Source organism: Streptomyces sp. NBC_00510 (assembly GCA_036013505.1).
GTDB lineage: Bacteria > Actinomycetota > Actinomycetes > Streptomycetales > Streptomycetaceae > Actinacidiphila.
Genome location: CP107851.1, coordinates 5,154,421 through 5,169,834, shown reverse-complemented (window position 1 = coordinate 5,169,834; position 15,414 = coordinate 5,154,421). Strand labels below are relative to the sequence as shown.

General features: G+C 74.8%; 16 protein-coding genes, 1 pseudogene and 1 riboswitch. Of the genes and pseudogenes, 12 read left to right on the top strand and 5 right to left on the bottom strand.

The features are described 5' to 3' along the window. Nucleotides 1-38: 38 nt before the first annotated feature. From OG937_23315 to OG937_23305, 3 genes are read right to left on the bottom strand one after another with little or no spacing between them, the layout of a single operon-like run. On the bottom strand, nt 39-974 hold the full coding sequence (locus OG937_23315) for a LysR family transcriptional regulator (protein WUD74412.1): 936 nt from the start codon (nt 972-974) through the stop codon (nt 39-41). Nucleotides 975-1,005: 31 nt separating this feature from the next. Continuing rightward, nucleotides 1,006-1,410, bottom strand: a complete 405-nt coding sequence (locus OG937_23310) for a hypothetical protein (GenBank protein ID WUD74411.1) — start codon at nt 1,408-1,410, stop codon at nt 1,006-1,008. A gap of 21 nt (nt 1,411-1,431) precedes the next feature. After that, nucleotides 1,432-1,929, bottom strand: a complete 498-nt coding sequence (locus OG937_23305) for a molybdopterin-dependent oxidoreductase (GenBank protein WUD74410.1) — start codon at nt 1,927-1,929, stop codon at nt 1,432-1,434. A 139-nt stretch (nt 1,930-2,068) separates the two neighbouring features. On the opposite strand from OG937_23305, the gene OG937_23300 reads away from it, so the two are divergent. From OG937_23300 to OG937_23265, 8 genes are all read left to right on the top strand, one after another. After that, the gene (locus OG937_23300; protein ID WUD74409.1) at nt 2,069-2,455 is read left to right on the top strand and encodes a helix-turn-helix transcriptional regulator; all 387 of its coding nucleotides are present in this window, start codon (nt 2,069-2,071) and stop codon (nt 2,453-2,455) included. A 23-nt stretch (nt 2,456-2,478) separates the two neighbouring features. Continuing rightward, entirely contained in the window at nt 2,479-3,306 is an 828-nt protein-coding gene (gene modA, locus OG937_23295; protein ID WUD74408.1) for a molybdate ABC transporter substrate-binding protein, read from the top strand. A gap of 29 nt (nt 3,307-3,335) precedes the next feature. After that, the gene (gene modB / locus OG937_23290; protein WUD78853.1) at nt 3,336-4,157 is read left to right on the top strand and encodes a molybdate ABC transporter permease subunit; all 822 of its coding nucleotides are present in this window, start codon (nt 3,336-3,338) and stop codon (nt 4,155-4,157) included. After that, the gene (locus OG937_23285) at nt 4,154-5,239 is read left to right on the top strand and encodes an ABC transporter ATP-binding protein (GenBank protein WUD74407.1); all 1,086 of its coding nucleotides are present in this window, start codon (nt 4,154-4,156) and stop codon (nt 5,237-5,239) included. Before modB ends, OG937_23285 begins: the two co-directional genes overlap by 4 nt. A 104-nt stretch (nt 5,240-5,343) precedes the next feature. Beyond that, nucleotides 5,344-5,880 (top strand): universal stress protein, encoded by a 537-nt coding sequence (locus OG937_23280; GenBank protein ID WUD74406.1) that lies wholly within the window; start codon nt 5,344-5,346, stop codon nt 5,878-5,880. Between the two features lie 41 nt (nt 5,881-5,921). Beyond that, entirely contained in the window at nt 5,922-6,683 is a 762-nt protein-coding gene (locus OG937_23275) for a PAS domain-containing sensor histidine kinase (GenBank protein WUD74405.1), read from the top strand. A 711-nt stretch (nt 6,684-7,394) separates the two neighbouring features. Then, nucleotides 7,395-9,509: a SpoIIE family protein phosphatase gene (locus OG937_23270; GenBank protein WUD74404.1), complete on the top strand. Its 2,115-nt coding sequence runs from the start codon at nt 7,395-7,397 to the stop codon at nt 9,507-9,509. A 40-nt stretch (nt 9,510-9,549) separates the two neighbouring features. Next, complete coding sequence (locus OG937_23265; GenBank protein ID WUD74403.1) at nt 9,550-10,830, top strand: Tm-1-like ATP-binding domain-containing protein; 1,281 nt, start codon at nt 9,550-9,552, stop codon at nt 10,828-10,830. Nucleotides 10,831-10,867: 37 nt separating this feature from the next. Here the strand turns inward: OG937_23265 and OG937_23260 are convergent, their stop codons facing one another. Both OG937_23260 and OG937_23255 read right to left on the bottom strand, forming a co-directional pair. Then, nucleotides 10,868-11,665, bottom strand: coding sequence for a CbtA family protein (locus OG937_23260; GenBank protein ID WUD74402.1), 798 nt, complete (start codon nt 11,663-11,665; stop codon nt 10,868-10,870). A gap of 16 nt (nt 11,666-11,681) precedes the next feature. Next, complete coding sequence (locus tag OG937_23255; protein ID WUD74401.1) at nt 11,682-11,903, bottom strand: CbtB-domain containing protein; 222 nt, start codon at nt 11,901-11,903, stop codon at nt 11,682-11,684. 38 nt (nt 11,904-11,941) lie between these two features. Continuing rightward, a riboswitch (cobalamin riboswitch) is annotated at nt 11,942-12,079 on the bottom strand. A gap of 121 nt (nt 12,080-12,200) precedes the next feature. Between OG937_23255 and OG937_23250 the strand changes: the two genes are divergently transcribed. The 4 genes and pseudogenes from OG937_23250 (at nt 12,201) to OG937_23235 (ending at nt 15,414) form a co-directional block, all read left to right on the top strand. Then, on the top strand, nt 12,201-12,764 hold the full coding sequence (locus tag OG937_23250; protein ID WUD74400.1) for a histidine phosphatase family protein: 564 nt from the start codon (nt 12,201-12,203) through the stop codon (nt 12,762-12,764). A gap of 121 nt (nt 12,765-12,885) precedes the next feature. Next, a pseudogene (locus OG937_23245) lies at nt 12,886-13,901 on the top strand (energy-coupling factor ABC transporter permease). A gap of 2 nt (nt 13,902-13,903) precedes the next feature. Beyond that, nucleotides 13,904-14,665: a cobalt ECF transporter T component CbiQ gene (gene cbiQ, locus OG937_23240; GenBank protein WUD74399.1), complete on the top strand. Its 762-nt coding sequence runs from the start codon at nt 13,904-13,906 to the stop codon at nt 14,663-14,665. After that, nucleotides 14,653-15,414 carry an energy-coupling factor ABC transporter ATP-binding protein gene (locus OG937_23235; GenBank protein ID WUD74398.1) on the top strand — a complete coding sequence of 254 codons (762 nt, stop codon included), beginning with the start codon at nt 14,653-14,655 and terminating at the stop codon, nt 15,412-15,414. The genes cbiQ and OG937_23235 overlap by 13 nt, the downstream gene beginning before the upstream one ends.

Here is a 15,414-nt window from a genome sequence, read left to right as displayed (position 1 = left end):
GGTCAAAGCGAACGTCGCTATGGCGTGATAGCGCGGCGCTATGAGCCGCCCAGGTGCGCCTCCACCAGCGCGTCCAGCGCGTCCCGCACCCGCGCCTGCCGGGCGACCGCCAGCAGGGCCCTGGCCAGCACCGGTTCGGGCCGGCGGTCCGCGATCACCAGCCCCACCCGGGGACCGTGCGCCGGCCCCTCCAGCGGCACCACGCGCATCCCCGCGGGCACCCCGAACATGTGCAGCCAGGCGTGCGAGATGACGCTCGACCAGCGCCCGCCCGAGCCCGTCAGGTGCGCGTACAGCCCGGCGACCGAGTCGGTCTCGACGGCCGGCGACGCGGTGACCCCGTCCGCGGCGAAGCACTCGTCCATGATCCGGCGGTTGCGCATCCGCGACGACAGCAGGCACAGCGGCAGCGCGGCCGCCTGCGCCCAACGCGCCACCGGCAGCCCGGCCGGCGGCGCGTCCGCGGGGGTGAGCAGCAGGTAGCGCTCCTCGTAGAGCGGGAAGCGGCGCACATGGCGCAGGGCGTCGTCGTCCAGGTACGTCATCGCCGCGTCGAGCTCGAACTCCGCGAGCCGGTCGCTGATCTCCCGTGAGGACAGCGACTCCAGGCTGACCCGCACCCCCGGGTGCCGCTCGCAGAACGGCGTCGTCAGCAGGGACGCGGCGGTCAGCGCCGTGGGTATCGCGCCGAGCCGCAGCGTGCCGGCCAGCCCGCCGCGCATCTCGGAGAGTTCCTGCCGCAGCGCGTCCCGTTCCGCCAGGATGCGGTGCGCCCACAGCAGCACCCGTTCGCCCTCCGGGGTCAGCCCCTCGAAGCGCCGGCCCCGCCGCACGATCGGCACGTCCAGCTCGCGTTCCAGCTTGCGGATGCCGGCCGACAGCGAGGGCTGCGAGACGAAGCAGGCGTCGGCGGCGCGCGCGAAGTGCCGTTCCCTGGCGAGGGCCACCAGGTACTCCAGTTGGCGAAGCAGCATGGCTCACGGTCGCACACGCCGCGCCGTCGCGTTACTCCCCGGCGGGCGTCCAGCCCTGGGCGCGCAGCACCGCCGCGACGTCGGGGGCCTGGTAGTGCTCGCCCTTGAGGACCTTGCCGTCGGCCCGCAGGGTGGGCCGGCCGTCGGGGCCCAGCTTGCTCATGTTGGCGCGGTGGATCTCCGCGATGACCTCGTCCAGGTCGATGCCGTGCACCAGCGCGGTGCCGTACGCGATGTAGACCACGTCGGCCAGTTCGTGCGCGAGGTGGTCCAGGGGCCCGGTCCCGGAGGCCTCGGCGACCTCGGCCACCTCCTCGGCGAGCAGGTCCTGACGGTGCGCCGCGTGCTCGGGCGTGATCTCGGTCGGCCGGGGGCGGACGTCGAGGCCGAAGGCGGTGTGGAACTCACGGACCAGGCCGGCGGGGGAGGATCGCATTCCGCCGATCGTAGTGCCCGCTCAGACGCCCGGGTCGCTCCCCGCCGCCGGGCCGCCGCCGTAGCCCCCGTCCACCCGGATGGCGGTGATGCCGCTGATGTGCCGGGCCCCGCAGCGGTCCTGGGGAAGCACCAGTTGCGGGCCGCACGCGTCCAGCGGGGTGCCGTCGATGCGGGTGGCCAGCAGCACGGGGGCGTGCCCGAAGTCCGGGTCGATCTCGGCCCAGGACAGCAGCGCGTGGTGACCGTCCGCCCCGGTCACGGCGATGAGGAACCGCAACCGGTCCTTGCGGCGGCCGGGGTCGAAGCCGGGACCGGCCGAGCACAGCACCTCGTGGAGCAACGGGCCCTCGAAACGGTGGTGCTGCACACCGCTGGTCTGGCACTCGAAGCTCACCCGGGCCGTGTGCTGGGGCCAGGCGCGCAGGTCGGGCACCGTGAGCGGCGCGGGGCGGGCCAGGTCGCCGCTCAGGCTGAAGCCGGCGAGCCCCGGCGGCGGCGCGGGAACGGACACGGTCACGGGCTTCCACCTCCCCCGATCACCGTACCCACGCAGGGCGGTCGTGGAAACGCACATGCGACCCTCCATGCGCTGTGATCCGGCTGATGCAATCCGACAAGGGGCTTCCCGCTCGCATCTGCGTCACTATGATCGAGTCATGCACACCTACCGGATCGGCGAGGCGGCCGCAGTCATGGGCGTGAGCGCCGACACCCTCAGGCGCTGGGTCGACGGCGGGCGGCTGCGGGCGGAGCGCGACGAGCAGGGCCGGCGCATCATCGAGGGTCCCGATCTGGCCGCCTTCGCCCGGGAGTTCAACCGCACCGAACGCGAGCACACCGGCTCCTCGGCCCGCAACCGCTTCGCGGGCATCGTCACCGAGGTGATCCTCGGCGACGTCTCCGCGCAGGTGGAGATCCAGGCCGGCCCGTTCCGCGTGGTGTCCATGATCAGCCGGGAGTCGGCCGAGGAGCTGAAGCTCGAGCCCGGCGTCCCGGCGGTCGCCGTCATCAAGTCGACCAACGTGGTCGTCGAGAGACCCTAGAGACTCGGAGGAGCAGCCCTGTGATGACCCGTCCCACGCACCGCCGGACCCTTCAGCTGGCCGTCGGAGGCACCGCGGTGCTGCTGGCCCTGAGCGCCTGTTCCTCCTCGGACGACTCCGCCGGCGCCTCCGCGTCGTCCTCGCCCTCGGCGGGCACGTCCTCCGCGGGCGACCTGAAGGGCACGGTCACCGTCTTCGCCGCCGCCTCCCTCAAGGAGAGCTTCACCGAACTGGGCAAGGAGTTCGAGGCGGCCCACCCCGGCACCAAGGTCTCCTTCAACTTCGGCGGCAGCGACGCGCTCGCCGCCAGCATCACCTCCGGTGCCCCCGCCGACGTCTTCGCCGCCGCCTCCCCCAAGACCATGCAGATCGTCACCGACGCCAACGACGCGGCCGGCGAGCCCGCGACCTTCGTGCGCAACCAGCTGGAGATCGCGGTCGTCCCGGGCAACCCCAAGGACGTCGCGTCCCTCAAGGACCTCACCAAGTCCGGGATGAAGGTCGCCCTGTGCGCCAAGGAGGTGCCCTGCGGCGCCGCGGCGCAGAAGGCGCTGGACGGCGCCGGCCTGAAGCTCACCCCGGTCTCCTACGAGCAGGACGTCAAGAGCGCCCTGACGAAGGTGGAGTTGAAGGAGGTCGACGCCTCCGTGGTCTACAAGACCGATGTGAAGGCCGCCGCCGGCAAGGTGGAGGGCGTGGAGTTCCCCGAGTCCGCCGGTGCCGTCAACGACTACCCGATCGTCCTGCTCAAGGACGCGCCCAACGCCGGGGCCGCCGAGGCCTTCATCGCCTTCGTCCGGTCCGAACAGGGCGCGAAGGTGCTGAGCGAGGCAGGGTTCCTCAACCCTTGACCGACCACAACGGCGGCGCGCCCGAACTCCTGGAGTCCCGGCCGCGCCGCGCCGGCCGCCGGCAGGGTCACCGTTCCCCGGTGCCCCTGCCGCTGCTGCTGCCGGCTCTGCTCGGTCTCGTCTTCCTGGTGCTGCCGCTCGCCGGACTGCTGGTCCGCACCCCGTGGAGCGAACTGCCCGCGCAGCTCACCAGTCCCGGGGTGTGGCAGGCGCTGCGGCTCTCCCTGATCTGCGCCACCCTCGCCACCGCGGTGACCCTCGTGCTGGGCGTGCCCCTGGCCTGGCTGCTGGCCCGTACCGAGTTCCCCGGGCGCCGGCTGGTGCGCGCCCTGGTGACGCTGCCCCTGGTGCTGCCGCCCGTCGTCGGCGGTGTCGCGCTGCTGCTGGCGCTGGGCCGCAACGGCATCGCCGGGCGGTGGCTGGACCAGTGGTTCGGGGTGACGCTGCCCTTCACCACGGCGGGCGTCGTCGTCGCGGAGGCCTTCGTCGCGATGCCGTTCCTGGTCATCAGCGTCGAGGGCACCCTGCGGGCCGCCGACCCGCGCTACGAGGAGGCCGCCACCACGCTCGGCGCCTCCCGCTTCACCGCCTTCCGCCGGGTGACGCTGCCGCTGATCGCCCCGGGCATCGCCGCCGGGGCCGTGCTGGCCTGGGCAAGGGCGCTCGGCGAGTTCGGCGCCACCATCACCTTCGCGGGCAACTTCCCCGGCCGTACGCAGACGATGCCGCTCGCCGTCTACCTCGCCCTGCAGAGCGACCCGGCCGCCGCCATCGCGCTCAGCCTGGTGCTGCTCGCCGTCTCGATCGCCGTCCTGGCCGGGCTGCGCGACCGCTGGATGACCACGCCATGACCTCCCTGGACAAAGCACCCGCGACCTCCGGCAGCCCGGCCCCCGAGGGCCTGGACGCCCGGCTGGTCGTCGACCGCGGCGCCTTCCGCCTCGACGTGACGCTCACCGCCGCCCCCGGCGAGGTGCTCGCCCTGCTCGGGCCCAACGGCGCGGGCAAGACCACCGCGCTGCGGGCCCTGGCCGGGCTGACCCCGCTCACCGCCGGCCACCTGCGGCTGGACGGCGCCGCCCTGGACGGCACGCCCCCCGAGACCCGCCCGGTCGGTGTGGTCTTCCAGGACTACCTGCTCTTCCCGCACCTGTCCGCGCTGGACAACGTCGCCTTCGGCCCGCGCTGCCACGGCGTGCCCAAGGCGCGGGCCCGCGCCGAGGCCGCCGCGTGGCTGGAGCGGATGGGCCTGGCCGAGCACGCCGCCGCCCGGCCCCGCCGGCTCTCCGGCGGCCAGGCGCAGCGCGTGGCCCTCGCCCGGGCGCTGGCCACCCGGCCACGCCTGCTGCTCCTGGACGAGCCGCTGGCCGCGCTCGACGCCCGCACCCGCCTGGACGTCCGATCCCAGCTCCGCCGCCACCTGGCCGACTTCGAGGCGGTGGCCGTCCTGGTCACGCACGACCCGCTGGACGCCATGGTGCTGGCCGACCGGCTGGTGGTCATCGAGCACGGCGGCTCCGTCCAGGAGGGCACCCCCGCCGAGATCGCCCGCCGCCCGCGCACCGACTACATCGCGCACCTCGTCGGCCTCAACCTCTACCGGGGCCGGGCCGAGGGGCACACCGTACGGATCGACGGCGGACCGGCCATCACCACCACCGAGGAACTCTCCGGCCCGGCCTTCGTGGCCTTCCCGCCCGGCGCCGTCACCCTCCACCGGGACCGCCCCACCGGCTCCAGCGCCCGGAACCTGTGGCACGGCCGGGTCGCGGGCCTGGAGTCGCACGGCGACCAGATCCGCGTCGACGTCCAGGGCGAACTCCCGCTCGCCGCCGACCTCACCACGGTGGCCACCGCCGAACTCGGGCTGCACCCCGGCGCCGAGGTGTGGGCCACCGTCAAGGCGGCCCAGGCGCACGCCTATCCGGCCTGAACCCCGGCGGGTCGGGACCGGCGGGTCAGGGCGGCGTCAGGGGTGCGCCGCCCGGCGACAAGAGGACGACAAGAAGCCCCCGCGGCACCCCGCCCGGGTCTTCCATGGACGGCATGGATGACGCCGGAAACCACCGCGTGGTGGTCGGGGTGAGCGGCTCCCTCGGCAGCCTCACGGCGCTGCACCGGGCCGCCGCCGAGGCACGCCGCACGGGCGCGGTGCTGGTCACCGTGCTCGCCTGGGAACCGCCGGGCGGGGAGTTCGCCTACCGGCGCTCCCCCTGCCCGCCGCTGCTGCGGGAGTGGCAGGACCGGGCCCGGCAGCAGCTGGTCGGCGCCGTCGAGTCCGCCTTCGGCGGCCTCCCGGCGGACCTCCCCCTGCGCGCGCTCCTCGTCCGCGGGCCCGCGGGATGGGCGCTGACCCACGTCGCGGACCGCCCGGACGACCTGCTGGTCGTCGGCGCCGGACGCCGCGGCCGGCTGCGCCGCCTGCTGAGCCCCTCGGTGGCCCGGCACTGCCTGGTCCACGCGGCCTGCCCGGTGCTCGCCGTACCCCGCTCCCCGCTCCACGAGGTCCTCGACGACGTGCACCGCCGCAACGCCTGGCGGCTTCCCCTGCACGCCGCCACGCCACTGCGGTGACCCCGGGGGCCCGGCAGGCCCCTTCGACGGAGGCGATGACCATGACGCGCTCTTCCTTCCCGTTCCCCCACCCGACGCGGCTCGCCCTGCCCGCCGCGCTCCTCCTGCCGCCGCTGGTGTGCCTGGTGCTCGTGCCCTTCCGCACCCAGGTGTCCAACACGCTCGTGGCCCTGGTGCTGGTGGTCGCGGTCGTGGCGGTCGCCGTCCTCGGCAGCCGCCGCGCCGGGGCGCTCGCGGCGCTGTCCGCGGCGGCCTGGTTCGACTTCTTCTTCGCCCCGCCCTACGAGCGGTTCACCATCAGCGGGCCGGGCGACGTGGCGACGGCGGTCCTGCTGCTCGCCGTGGGCCTGGCCGTCTCCCAGCTCGCCGCCCGCACCAGGCGGCTCGCGGTGATCGCGATCACCGACGCCGACCACCTCGCGCGCATCCACGAGACGGCACGGCTGGCCCAGTCCGCGGTCTCCCCGCACGTCGTGGTCGAGCACGTCCGCGACCAGCTGGTCAGCCTGCTCCACCTGCGCGGCTGCCGTTTCGAGTACGGCACCCTCGTCGGGCACCCGCCGCGGCTCGAGCAGGACGGCACCGTGGTGCGGGGCCGCCGCCCCTGGGACGCGGACGCGCTGGGACTGCCGGACCAGGAGGTCGAGCTCCGCGTCTTCCACAACGGCCACTTCCACGGCCGCTTCATGCTGCTCCCCACCCCCGGCACCGTCCCCTCCCGCCAGGCCCGTCTGGTCGCCGTCACCCTCGCCGACCAGGCCGGCGGCGCGATCGCCGCCACCCGGGCCGCCCCGGCCCGCTGACCCGCTCCGCGGGGGCAACCACCCGATCCCGCACGCCCCCGCCCGACGCGGCCCCGGCGGCCGCCGGGAGGCCGTCTGTCGCCCCACCGCGGCGCAGCCGCCCCGCCGCGCCCGTCCTCCCGCGGCCGGCCGGGCCCCCGGCGCCCGGGCAGACGACGTCGCCGTGGGGCGGCCCGGTGTCGGGCCCACCCGCCTTGTCGCACGCGTCACCCCGGCAAAGCCGGCCGGAGCGCGCCGTCGAGGCGCCGGGCCGGGGGGCCACACGGCTCGGCCGCGGACCCGCCGTCGTCCCGCCCACGGTCACGGTCGGCGAGGTGCACCCGTGACCGCTTCGCTGCCGCGCACCGTCACCCGCCCCGTCGTGCGCCGCGCGGCGGCAGCCGGGGACGCGGGCGTACGCGCCCGCCGTGCCTGACGGTCCCGCCCCACCTGGGCCGCCACGTCGACGACACCCGCCCGGCGCGGCCCATGGCCCGGGCAACCCCGGCGGCCTCGGGCGACCGTCTGTCGCCCCGCCGCGGCGCAGCACCTCCGCGCACCAACGGCACCCATCCCCCCGGCCCACCGGTCGGGGCCCCGTCGCCCGGCGGCAGCCGGGGGCGCGGGCGTACGCGCCCGTCGCCAGGGCGCCGCTTCCGGCAAGAGGAGGCGGGGCGGGGAGGGGCGTATCGTCCCCTTATAGGTGGTGTCGGCCCGATGGTGGAGCCACACATGGTGGTGACTGCCCCCGCGCGGGAGCTGCTGGACCAGGTGCTCGCCGAAGTGGTGCGTGAGACGGGCGCCCATGTCGGTGCGGTCTTCCTGATGATGCCCGAGGGCCGCGCGCTGGGCATGGAGGTCATCACCGGGGCACCCCGGGAGCTGTCGATGCCCTGGTCGCGGCTGCCCCTGGAGCGCTCGACCCCGGTGGCCGACGCCGTACGGGAGGGCCGGACGATCCGGATCGGCTCCCGGGAGGAACTGGCCGACCGCTATCCGCGCACGGCCCTGGTCATGCCGTACGACCTGTCCATGGTGGCCGCCCCGCTCACCGACGGCGAGGCCGTGCTCGGCACGCTGGTGCTGATCTGGTCCCGGCCGCGCCCCGCCGAGGCGCCGCCCGCGGAGCGCGCGCTGCTGGAGCACGCCCGCGAGCGCCTCTCCGGCCAGCTCGCACGGGCCGGCGCCGGCGGGGAGCCGATCCTGCCGGGGCCCGAGCCGCGCGTGCTGCGGACCGCGCGGGTGGTCCCGGTGGACCCGGACCAGGCACTGGCCGCGGCGGACTGGGCCCGGCGGCTGCCCGAGGGCGCCTGTGCGCTCGACTTCGACGGTCGGCTCACCTACGTCACCCCCCGCGCTGCCGAGCTGGTCGGCGTGCCCGTCGAGCGGCTCGTGGGCACCTTCCCCTGGGAGAGCCTGCGCTGGCTGCGCGATCCCGCCCACGAGGACCGCTACCGCGCCGCCGTGCTCAGCGGACAGCCGGTCTCGTTCACCGCCCTGCGACCGCCCGACCACTGGCTGCTCGTCCAGCTCTATCCGGACGCGACCGGGGTCAGCGTGCGGATCTCCCCCACCGACGCGGGTGCGGGTCCCGCCCCGTGGGCCGCGCCCTACGACGAGGCCGCGGTGCCGATCCGGATCGGGGCGATCTACCACCTCATGCACCTCGCGACGGCCCTCACCGAGGCCGTCGGCGTGGACGACGTCGTCCGCCTGGTCGCCGACCTCTTCCCGGCCGCCATCGGAGCCGACGCCTTCGTGCTGTGCGTCGCGGAGGGCGGCCGGTTGCGCGTCATCGGCGACCGCGGCTACCGGCCCGAGGTCATGGCGGCCCTGGACGGCACCGCGCTCACCGCGCGCCTCCCGGCGACCAGGGCCCTGACCAGCGGAGTCCCCAGCTTCTTCGGCTCACGCGAGGACCTCATAAGGACCTACCCGGACCTGGACCTGCAGTCGGGCATGGCGGCCTGGGCGTTCCTGCCGCTGATCGCCTCCGGCCGTCCCGTGGGCTGCTGCATCCTCGCCTTCGCCCGGGAGCGTTCCTTCCCCGCCGACGAACGGGCCGCCCTGACCTCGCTCAGCGGGCTGATCGCCCAGGCCCTGGACCGGGCCCGGATCTACGACGCCAAGCACCACCTCGCGCACAGCCTCCAGTCGGGACTGCTGCCGCACACCCTGCCCTCCCTGCCCGGGCTGGAGGTCGCCGCCCGCTACCTGCCGGCGACCAGCGGCATGGAGGTCGGCGGCGACTTCTACGACCTGATCCGGCTGGACGACACCTGCGCCGCCGCCGTGATCGGCGACGTCCAGGGCCACAACGTCAACGCCGCCGCCCTGATGGGCCAGGTGCGCACCGCGGTGCACGCGCACGCCACCGCCGGCGCCTCCCCCGCCCAGGTGCTGTCCCGCACCAACCGTCTGCTCGACGAACTCGACACCGGGCTCTTCACCAGCTGCCTCTACGCCCACCTCCAGCTCACCGACGGCGCCCTGCAGCTGGCCTCCGCGGGCCACCCGCCGGCCCTGCTGCGCTTCCCCGACGGCCGCACCGACATCCTGAGCCTGCCGACCGGGCTGCTGCTCGGCATCGACCCGGACGCCGAGTACCCCACGACCACGCTGACGCTGCCCCGCGGCGCGGTGCTCGCGCTGTACACCGACGGGCTCATCGAGACCCCCGGCGGCGACCTGGACGAGGCGATCGCCGCCCTGGCCGTGGCCCTGTCCTGCCGGGGCCGGCTCCCGCTGGACGAACTCGCCGAGGTGCTCGTGCACTACGACGGTCCCGCCACCGACCGCACCGACGACACCGCGCTCCTGCTGCTGCGCCCCGTGCCCCCGCCATGAGGCCTTGTCACGTCCCGGATCGGGCCCAACACTGTTGCCCATGCCGGTCGTTGCGCTGCTGGGAACGCTGGACACCAAGGGCACGGAGTACGGCTGGCTGCGGGACCGCCTGCTGCGCGGCGCCGTGGAGGTCGTGCTGATCGACGCGGGCGTGGCCGGTGAGCCCCTCGTCACCCCGGACATCCCCCGCAGCGTCGTGGCGTCCGCCGCGGGCGCGGACGCCGAACGGCTGCGCAGGGCGGGCGACCGCGGCGCCGCGGTGACGGTCATGGCCGAGGGGGCGGCGCGGGTGGTGCGCCGGCTGCACGACGAGGGACGGTTGCACGGCGTCCTGGCCATCGGCGGCAGCGGCGGCACCTCGATCGCGACCCGCGCGATGCGGGCGCTGCCGCTCGGCGTGCCGAAGCTGATGGTCTCCTCGATGGCCGCGGGCGACGTCTCCCCGTACGTCGGCTCGACGGACATCGCCATGATGTACAGCGTCGTCGACATCGCGGGCGTCAACCGGGTGTCGGCGCCGATCCTGGCCAACGCGGCGGACGCCATAGCCGGGATGGCCAGGGGCTTCGCCGGGACACCCGCCCCGCCCGCCGGGGACCGGCCGCTGGTGGCGGCGAGCATGGCGGGGGTGACGACCCCGGGGGTCGACGCCGCCCGCGCGCGGCTCACCGAACTCGGTTACGAGGTGCTGGTCTTCCACTCCGTGGGCTCCGGCGGCCGCTCCCTGGAGGCACTGGCCGGTGAGGGCATGTTCAGCGGGGTGCTGGACCTGACGCTCAGCGAGCTCGCCGACGAGCTGGTGGGCGGTGCCTTCGGCGCGGGGCCCGACCGGCTGCGCACCGCGGGTCGCGCCGGGCTGCCGCAGGTGGTGAGCCCGGGCGCGCTGGACATGGTCAAGTTCGGCCCGCTCGCCTCGCTGCCGGACCGCTTCCGGGCCCGCCACGTCCACGTCCACAACCCGTCGGTGACGGTGATCCGCACCTCCGCCGCCGAGTGCGCCGAACTCGGCCGTCAGGTCGCGGCGAAGCTGCGCGCGGCCACCGGCCCGGCCGCGCTCCTGCTGCCGCTGCGCGGGCTGTCCACCCTCGGGGCGCCGGGCGGGCCGTACCACGACCGTGCGGTGGACGGGGTGCTGTTCCGCACCCTCCGCGAGGAGCTGCGCGGCAGCCGGGTGGAACTCGCCGAGTACGACACGCACATCAACGACCCCGCCTTCGGCCGTGCCGCGGCGGAGCGGCTGCACGCGCTGATCTCCGCGCGGACGGACGCGCAGACCGACGCGGAGACCGACGCACACACGACCGCCCGCACGACGCACTGAGCGTCGTACGGGCGGTCACGGTCGGTGCGGCGGAGGCCTAGACGGAGGCCGCCGTGCCCGCGCCCACGGTGTCGCGCCCCGTGGGGGCGGCCGCCGGGGCCGGTTCCAGCAGGCGTCCGGCCAGATGGCCGAAGACCAGCCCGAAGGAGGTCCACAGCGTCAGCTGGATCGCCAGCGCCGCCAGGCGGAACTGCCACAGCAGCGCCGCCGGGAAGTGCTCCGGCACCTCGTTGATCCCGGGCAGGAAGGCGTACGCGAGCCCCACGGCCAGGACGAAGAACCCACCGGCGGCCACGGTCGCGTACCAGTTGCCCAGGCGCGGCGCGAGGCGCTTGCCGAGGATCACGGTGGCGATCGCGAGCAGCACGCTGAGCAGCATCATCAGGAAGTACAGCGTGGTGCGCTTGCCGATGGTGTCGGGGTCGCCGACGGCCGGCGGGTTGGCCGGGTACTTCAGGAAGGGCACAACGTACACCGCGACCAGCGCGGCGGCCGACAGCAGCAGCGCCGTCGGCCGGGCACCGAAGCGGCCGATCCGCCCGAGGGCGAAGCAGTAGGCGAGGGCGGCGATGCCGCCCAGCGCCACGCCGTACAGGAGGATGCCGGTGGCCAGGCCGGCGGTGGACTGCAGGGCACGGCTGACCGGTTCGGCGCCGCCGTGCTCGTGGGCGTGCGACTCCTCGAACGCGATGGCGGCGTCGACCCGGGACTCGCCCAGCAGGTAGGCGACGACCAGGGCGAGCACGCCGGCGGCGAGGCCGGCCAGCATGCCCCGCACCAGCAGCTGTCTGACGGTGACGGAGTTGACGGGGGTGGCGGGGGTGGCGGGGTTCATCGGTGCGGCGCCCCTGTCAGTGGCAGGGGAAGCCGAGCAGGTGACGCCCGTCGTGCACCCACTCGTGGACGTTCTCACCGGACAGGAGGGACGTGGCCCCCTGCTCGGCACCCACGAAGTAGAGCAGGACCAGCATCAGGACGCCGAAGAAGACCGCCCAGGGCAGGATCGCCCGGATCGGCAGCGTCACGGGGACGGCGGAAGGGGCGACGGCCGGCGGAACGGCGGACTGCGCCATGGCATGACCTCCTGGTGGGAACTCGCGTCCCGGTCGGTGGAGCTCTGTCGGACGACTGCGGGTCTGACTCGCCTGGCGCTGGGCTGGGCATACAGTGGCGCGACCGTGCCGGATTTGCACCGGACTTCCGCCGTGTCGTCGTGAATGTCGTCGTGACGGTACCGCGATCCGGTGATCCGGCCAAGGGCGCGTGTGTGCGCCCCGGCACGCGCGGGAGCTGCTTCCGTGCGACCGACCGGCCAGGTATGAGGCGGCAGTTGGCGATTCCGAGGGGTCGCCGCAGGGCGAGGAGGGTGCATGACGACCCGGGTGATGTTGATCTCACCGGTGGTGAACGCGGCGCTGCGCGAGGCGCGTTTCGACGACGACGTGCCGCCGGACGAGCACGCGCTCGCCGCCGCCCGCGCGTTGGCCGGTTCCCTGCCCTCCGCGGGGCCGGTGCTCGTCTCGCCCACCGTGCGCTGCCGCGCGACGGCCGAGGCGCTCGGCCTCGCCGCGCAGGAGACGGCCCCCGCGGGGTGGGCGCTGGGCCGCTGGCGGGGACGGACCCTGGCCGAGGTGAGCGCCGAGGAGCCGGAGGCCGTCGCCGCCTGGCTCTCCGACCCGGACGCCGCGCCGCACGATGCCGAGTCGCTGCGCGAGCTGTGCGCCCGGGCCGGCGCCTGGCTCGACGGGCTCGCCGCGACGCCGGGGCGGGTGCTCGCCGTCGTCGAGCCGGAGATCGTCCGGGCGTGCGCGGTACGGGTCCTGGGTACGCCCGAGGCCGCCTTCTGGCGGATCGACGTGCCCCCGCTGACGGCGACGGAATTCAGCGGGCGGTCCGGACGCTGGAACCTGCGGGCGGGACGCCCGCTGGGCTGAGCGGGGTGCGCTCCAGCGGCGAACAGGCTCTTGCAAACAGGTCGCAATAAGACCCTATGATTGAGCGCCCTGCTTCGCCGACCCGACCGGCCGCCTGCCGGACCCGACCTGGAGCTCCCCCATGCATGTACCCGACGGATTCATCGACGCCCCGGTGTCGGTGGCGACCGGTGCCGTCGCGGCCGCAGCCGTAGCGGTGAGCCTGCGCGGTGCGCGGCGCGAACTGGACGAGCGCACCGCGCCGCTGGCCGGACTCGTCTCGGCGTTCATCTTCGCCGTCCAGATGCTCAACTTCCCGGTGGCCGCCGGCACCAGCGGCCACCTCCTCGGCGGCGCGCTGGCGGCGATACTCGTCGGCCCCTACACAGGGGTGCTGTGCGTGTCCGTCGTCCTGCTGATCCAGGGCGTGCTCTTCGCCGACGGCGGCCTGACCGCGCTCGGCGTGAACATCACCGACATGGCGATCGTCACCGTGGTCGTCGCCTACGCCGTCTTCCGCGGGCTGGTCAAGGTGCTGCCGAACGGACGTGGCGGGGTGACGGGCGCGGCCTTCGTCGCGGCCCTGCTCTCCGTCCCCGCGGCGGCGGTCGCCTTCACCGGGATCTACGCGCTGGGCGGGACGACCGACGTCTCTCTCGGCAAGGTCTTCACCGCCATGGTCGGCGTGCACGTCCTGATCGGCATCGGCGAGGCGGTGATCACCGCGGCGACGGTGGGCGCCGTGATCGCCGTCCGCCCCGACCTCGTCCACGGCGCCCGTGACCTGCGCCGCCCGCTGGAGCTCAAGGAGGCGACCGTCTGATGGCGGCCGTGACCAACACCCCCAAGCGCGGCGGCATACGGCCGCTGTGGATCGCCGGCCTGATCGCCGCCGTGCTGCTCGCCGGATTCGTGAGCTACTACGCCTCCGCCAGCCCGGACGGCCTGGAGAAGGTCGCCGCGGACCACGGCATCGACAAGAAGGCCGAGGACCACGCGGCCAAGGACTCCCCGCTCGCCGACTACCAGACCGAGGACGTCGGCAACGCCCGGCTCTCCGGCGGCCTCGCCGGTGTGATCGGCGTCGGCGCCACCCTCGCGCTCGGCACCGGCGTCTTCTGGGTCGTCCGCCGCCGTCCGCGCGCGGAGAAGGCCTAGCCGTGGGAGCGGGGCACGCCCACCGGCTCTACCGGCACGGCCACTCGCCGGTGCACGCGCTGCCCCCGCAGTGCAAGATCGCCGCGGTCTTCTGCTTCGTCCTGGTGGTGGTCTCCACCCCGCGCACGGCGATGTGGGCTTTCGGCCTGTACGCGGTGCTGCTGGCCACGGTCGCCGCCGTGGCGCGCGTCCCGGCCGGATTCCTGCTGCGGCGGCTGCTGATCGAGGTGCCCTTCGTCGCCTTCGCCTTCCTCATGCCGTTCGTCGCCGAGGGCCCGCGCACCGAGGTGCTGGGCCTCTCCCTCAGCGTGAACGGCCTGTGGGGGGCCTGGAACATCCTCGCCAAGGGCACTCTCGGCGTCGCCGCCTCCGTCCTGCTGGCGTCCACCACCGAGCTGCGCGAACTGCTCCTCGGCCTGCAGCGGTTGCGGCTGCCGGCGCTGCTGGTGCAGATCGCCTCGTTCATGATCCGGTACGGGGACGTCATCACCGACGAGATGCGCCGGATGCGCGTCGCCCGCCTCTCGCGCGGCTTCGAGGCGCGCGGCCCGCGCCACTGGGGCGTGCTCGCCAAGTCCGCGGGCGCCTTGTTCATCCGCGCCTACGAGCGCGGCGAACGCGTCCACCTGGCCATGGTCAGCCGGGGCTACGCCGGCAGCATGCCGGTGATCGACGAGGTCACCGCCTCGCGCGCCCAGTGGTCGTACGCCGCCGCGCTCCCGGCCGCGGCGCTGCTGGTCTGTCTGATGGGATGGTTCCTGTGACACCTTCGCTCGAGGTCAAGGGCCTCGCCTACGCCTACCCCGACGGCCACCAGGCGCTGTTCGGCGTCGACCTGACCATCGCCCGCGGCGAGCGGGTGGCCCTCCTCGGCCCCAACGGCGCCGGCAAGACCACCCTCGTGCTGCACCTCAACGGCATCCTCGAGGCGGGCGCCGGCTCGGTGACCGTCGCCGGCCTCCCGGTCGGCGAGCGCAAGAACGTGGCCGAGGTCAGGCGCCGGGTCGGCATCGTCTTCCAGGACCCGGACGACCAGCTCTTCATGCCCACCGTCCGCGAGGACGTCGCCTTCGGCCCGGCCGCGGCCGGTCTGCGCGGCGCCGAGCTGGAGGCCTGCGTCCGCAGGGCGCTGGAGCGGGTCGGCATGGCGGAGTTCGCCGACCGGCCGCCGCACCACCTGTCGTTCGGGCAGCGGCGCCGCGTGGCGGTGGCGACCGTCCTCGCCATGGAGCCGGAGATCCTCGTCCTGGACGAGCCCTCCTCCAACCTGGACCCCGCCTCCCGCCGCGAACTCGCCGACATCCTGCGCTCGCTGGACGTCACGGTCCTGATGGTCACCCACGACCTGCCGTACGCCCTGGAGCTGTGTCCGCGCTCGGTCGTCCTCAGCGGCGGAACCGTCGTCGCCGACGGCCGCACCCAGGAACTCCTCGCCGACGACGCCCTGATGCGCGCCCACCGCCTCGAACTGCCCTACGGCTTCGACCCCCGCTCGGTCACCGTCCGGGCCTGA

Excerpts from the sequence above, each read along its gene's own strand:
- OG937_23315 (WUD74412.1), bottom strand. The coding sequence starts at position 974 with ATGCTGCTTCGCCAACTGGAGTACCTGGTGGCCCTCGCCAGGGAACGG.
- OG937_23310 (WUD74411.1), bottom strand. The coding sequence starts at position 1,410 with ATGCGATCCTCCCCCGCCGGCCTGGTCCGTGAGTTCCACACCGCCTTC.
- OG937_23300 (WUD74409.1), top strand. The coding sequence starts at position 2,069 with ATGCACACCTACCGGATCGGCGAGGCGGCCGCAGTCATGGGCGTGAGC.
- modA (WUD74408.1), top strand. The coding sequence starts at position 2,479 with ATGACCCGTCCCACGCACCGCCGGACCCTTCAGCTGGCCGTCGGAGGC.
- OG937_23285 (WUD74407.1), top strand. The coding sequence starts at position 4,154 with ATGACCTCCCTGGACAAAGCACCCGCGACCTCCGGCAGCCCGGCCCCC.
- OG937_23280 (WUD74406.1), top strand. The coding sequence starts at position 5,344 with ATGGACGGCATGGATGACGCCGGAAACCACCGCGTGGTGGTCGGGGTG.
- OG937_23275 (WUD74405.1), top strand. The coding sequence starts at position 5,922 with ATGACGCGCTCTTCCTTCCCGTTCCCCCACCCGACGCGGCTCGCCCTG.
- OG937_23270 (WUD74404.1), top strand. The coding sequence starts at position 7,395 with ATGGTGGTGACTGCCCCCGCGCGGGAGCTGCTGGACCAGGTGCTCGCC.
- OG937_23265 (WUD74403.1), top strand. The coding sequence starts at position 9,550 with ATGCCGGTCGTTGCGCTGCTGGGAACGCTGGACACCAAGGGCACGGAG.
- OG937_23260 (WUD74402.1), bottom strand. The coding sequence starts at position 11,665 with ATGAACCCCGCCACCCCCGCCACCCCCGTCAACTCCGTCACCGTCAGA.
- OG937_23255 (WUD74401.1), bottom strand. The coding sequence starts at position 11,903 with ATGGCGCAGTCCGCCGTTCCGCCGGCCGTCGCCCCTTCCGCCGTCCCC.
- OG937_23250 (WUD74400.1), top strand. The coding sequence starts at position 12,201 with ATGACGACCCGGGTGATGTTGATCTCACCGGTGGTGAACGCGGCGCTG.
- OG937_23235 (WUD74398.1), top strand. The coding sequence starts at position 14,653 with ATGGTTCCTGTGACACCTTCGCTCGAGGTCAAGGGCCTCGCCTACGCC.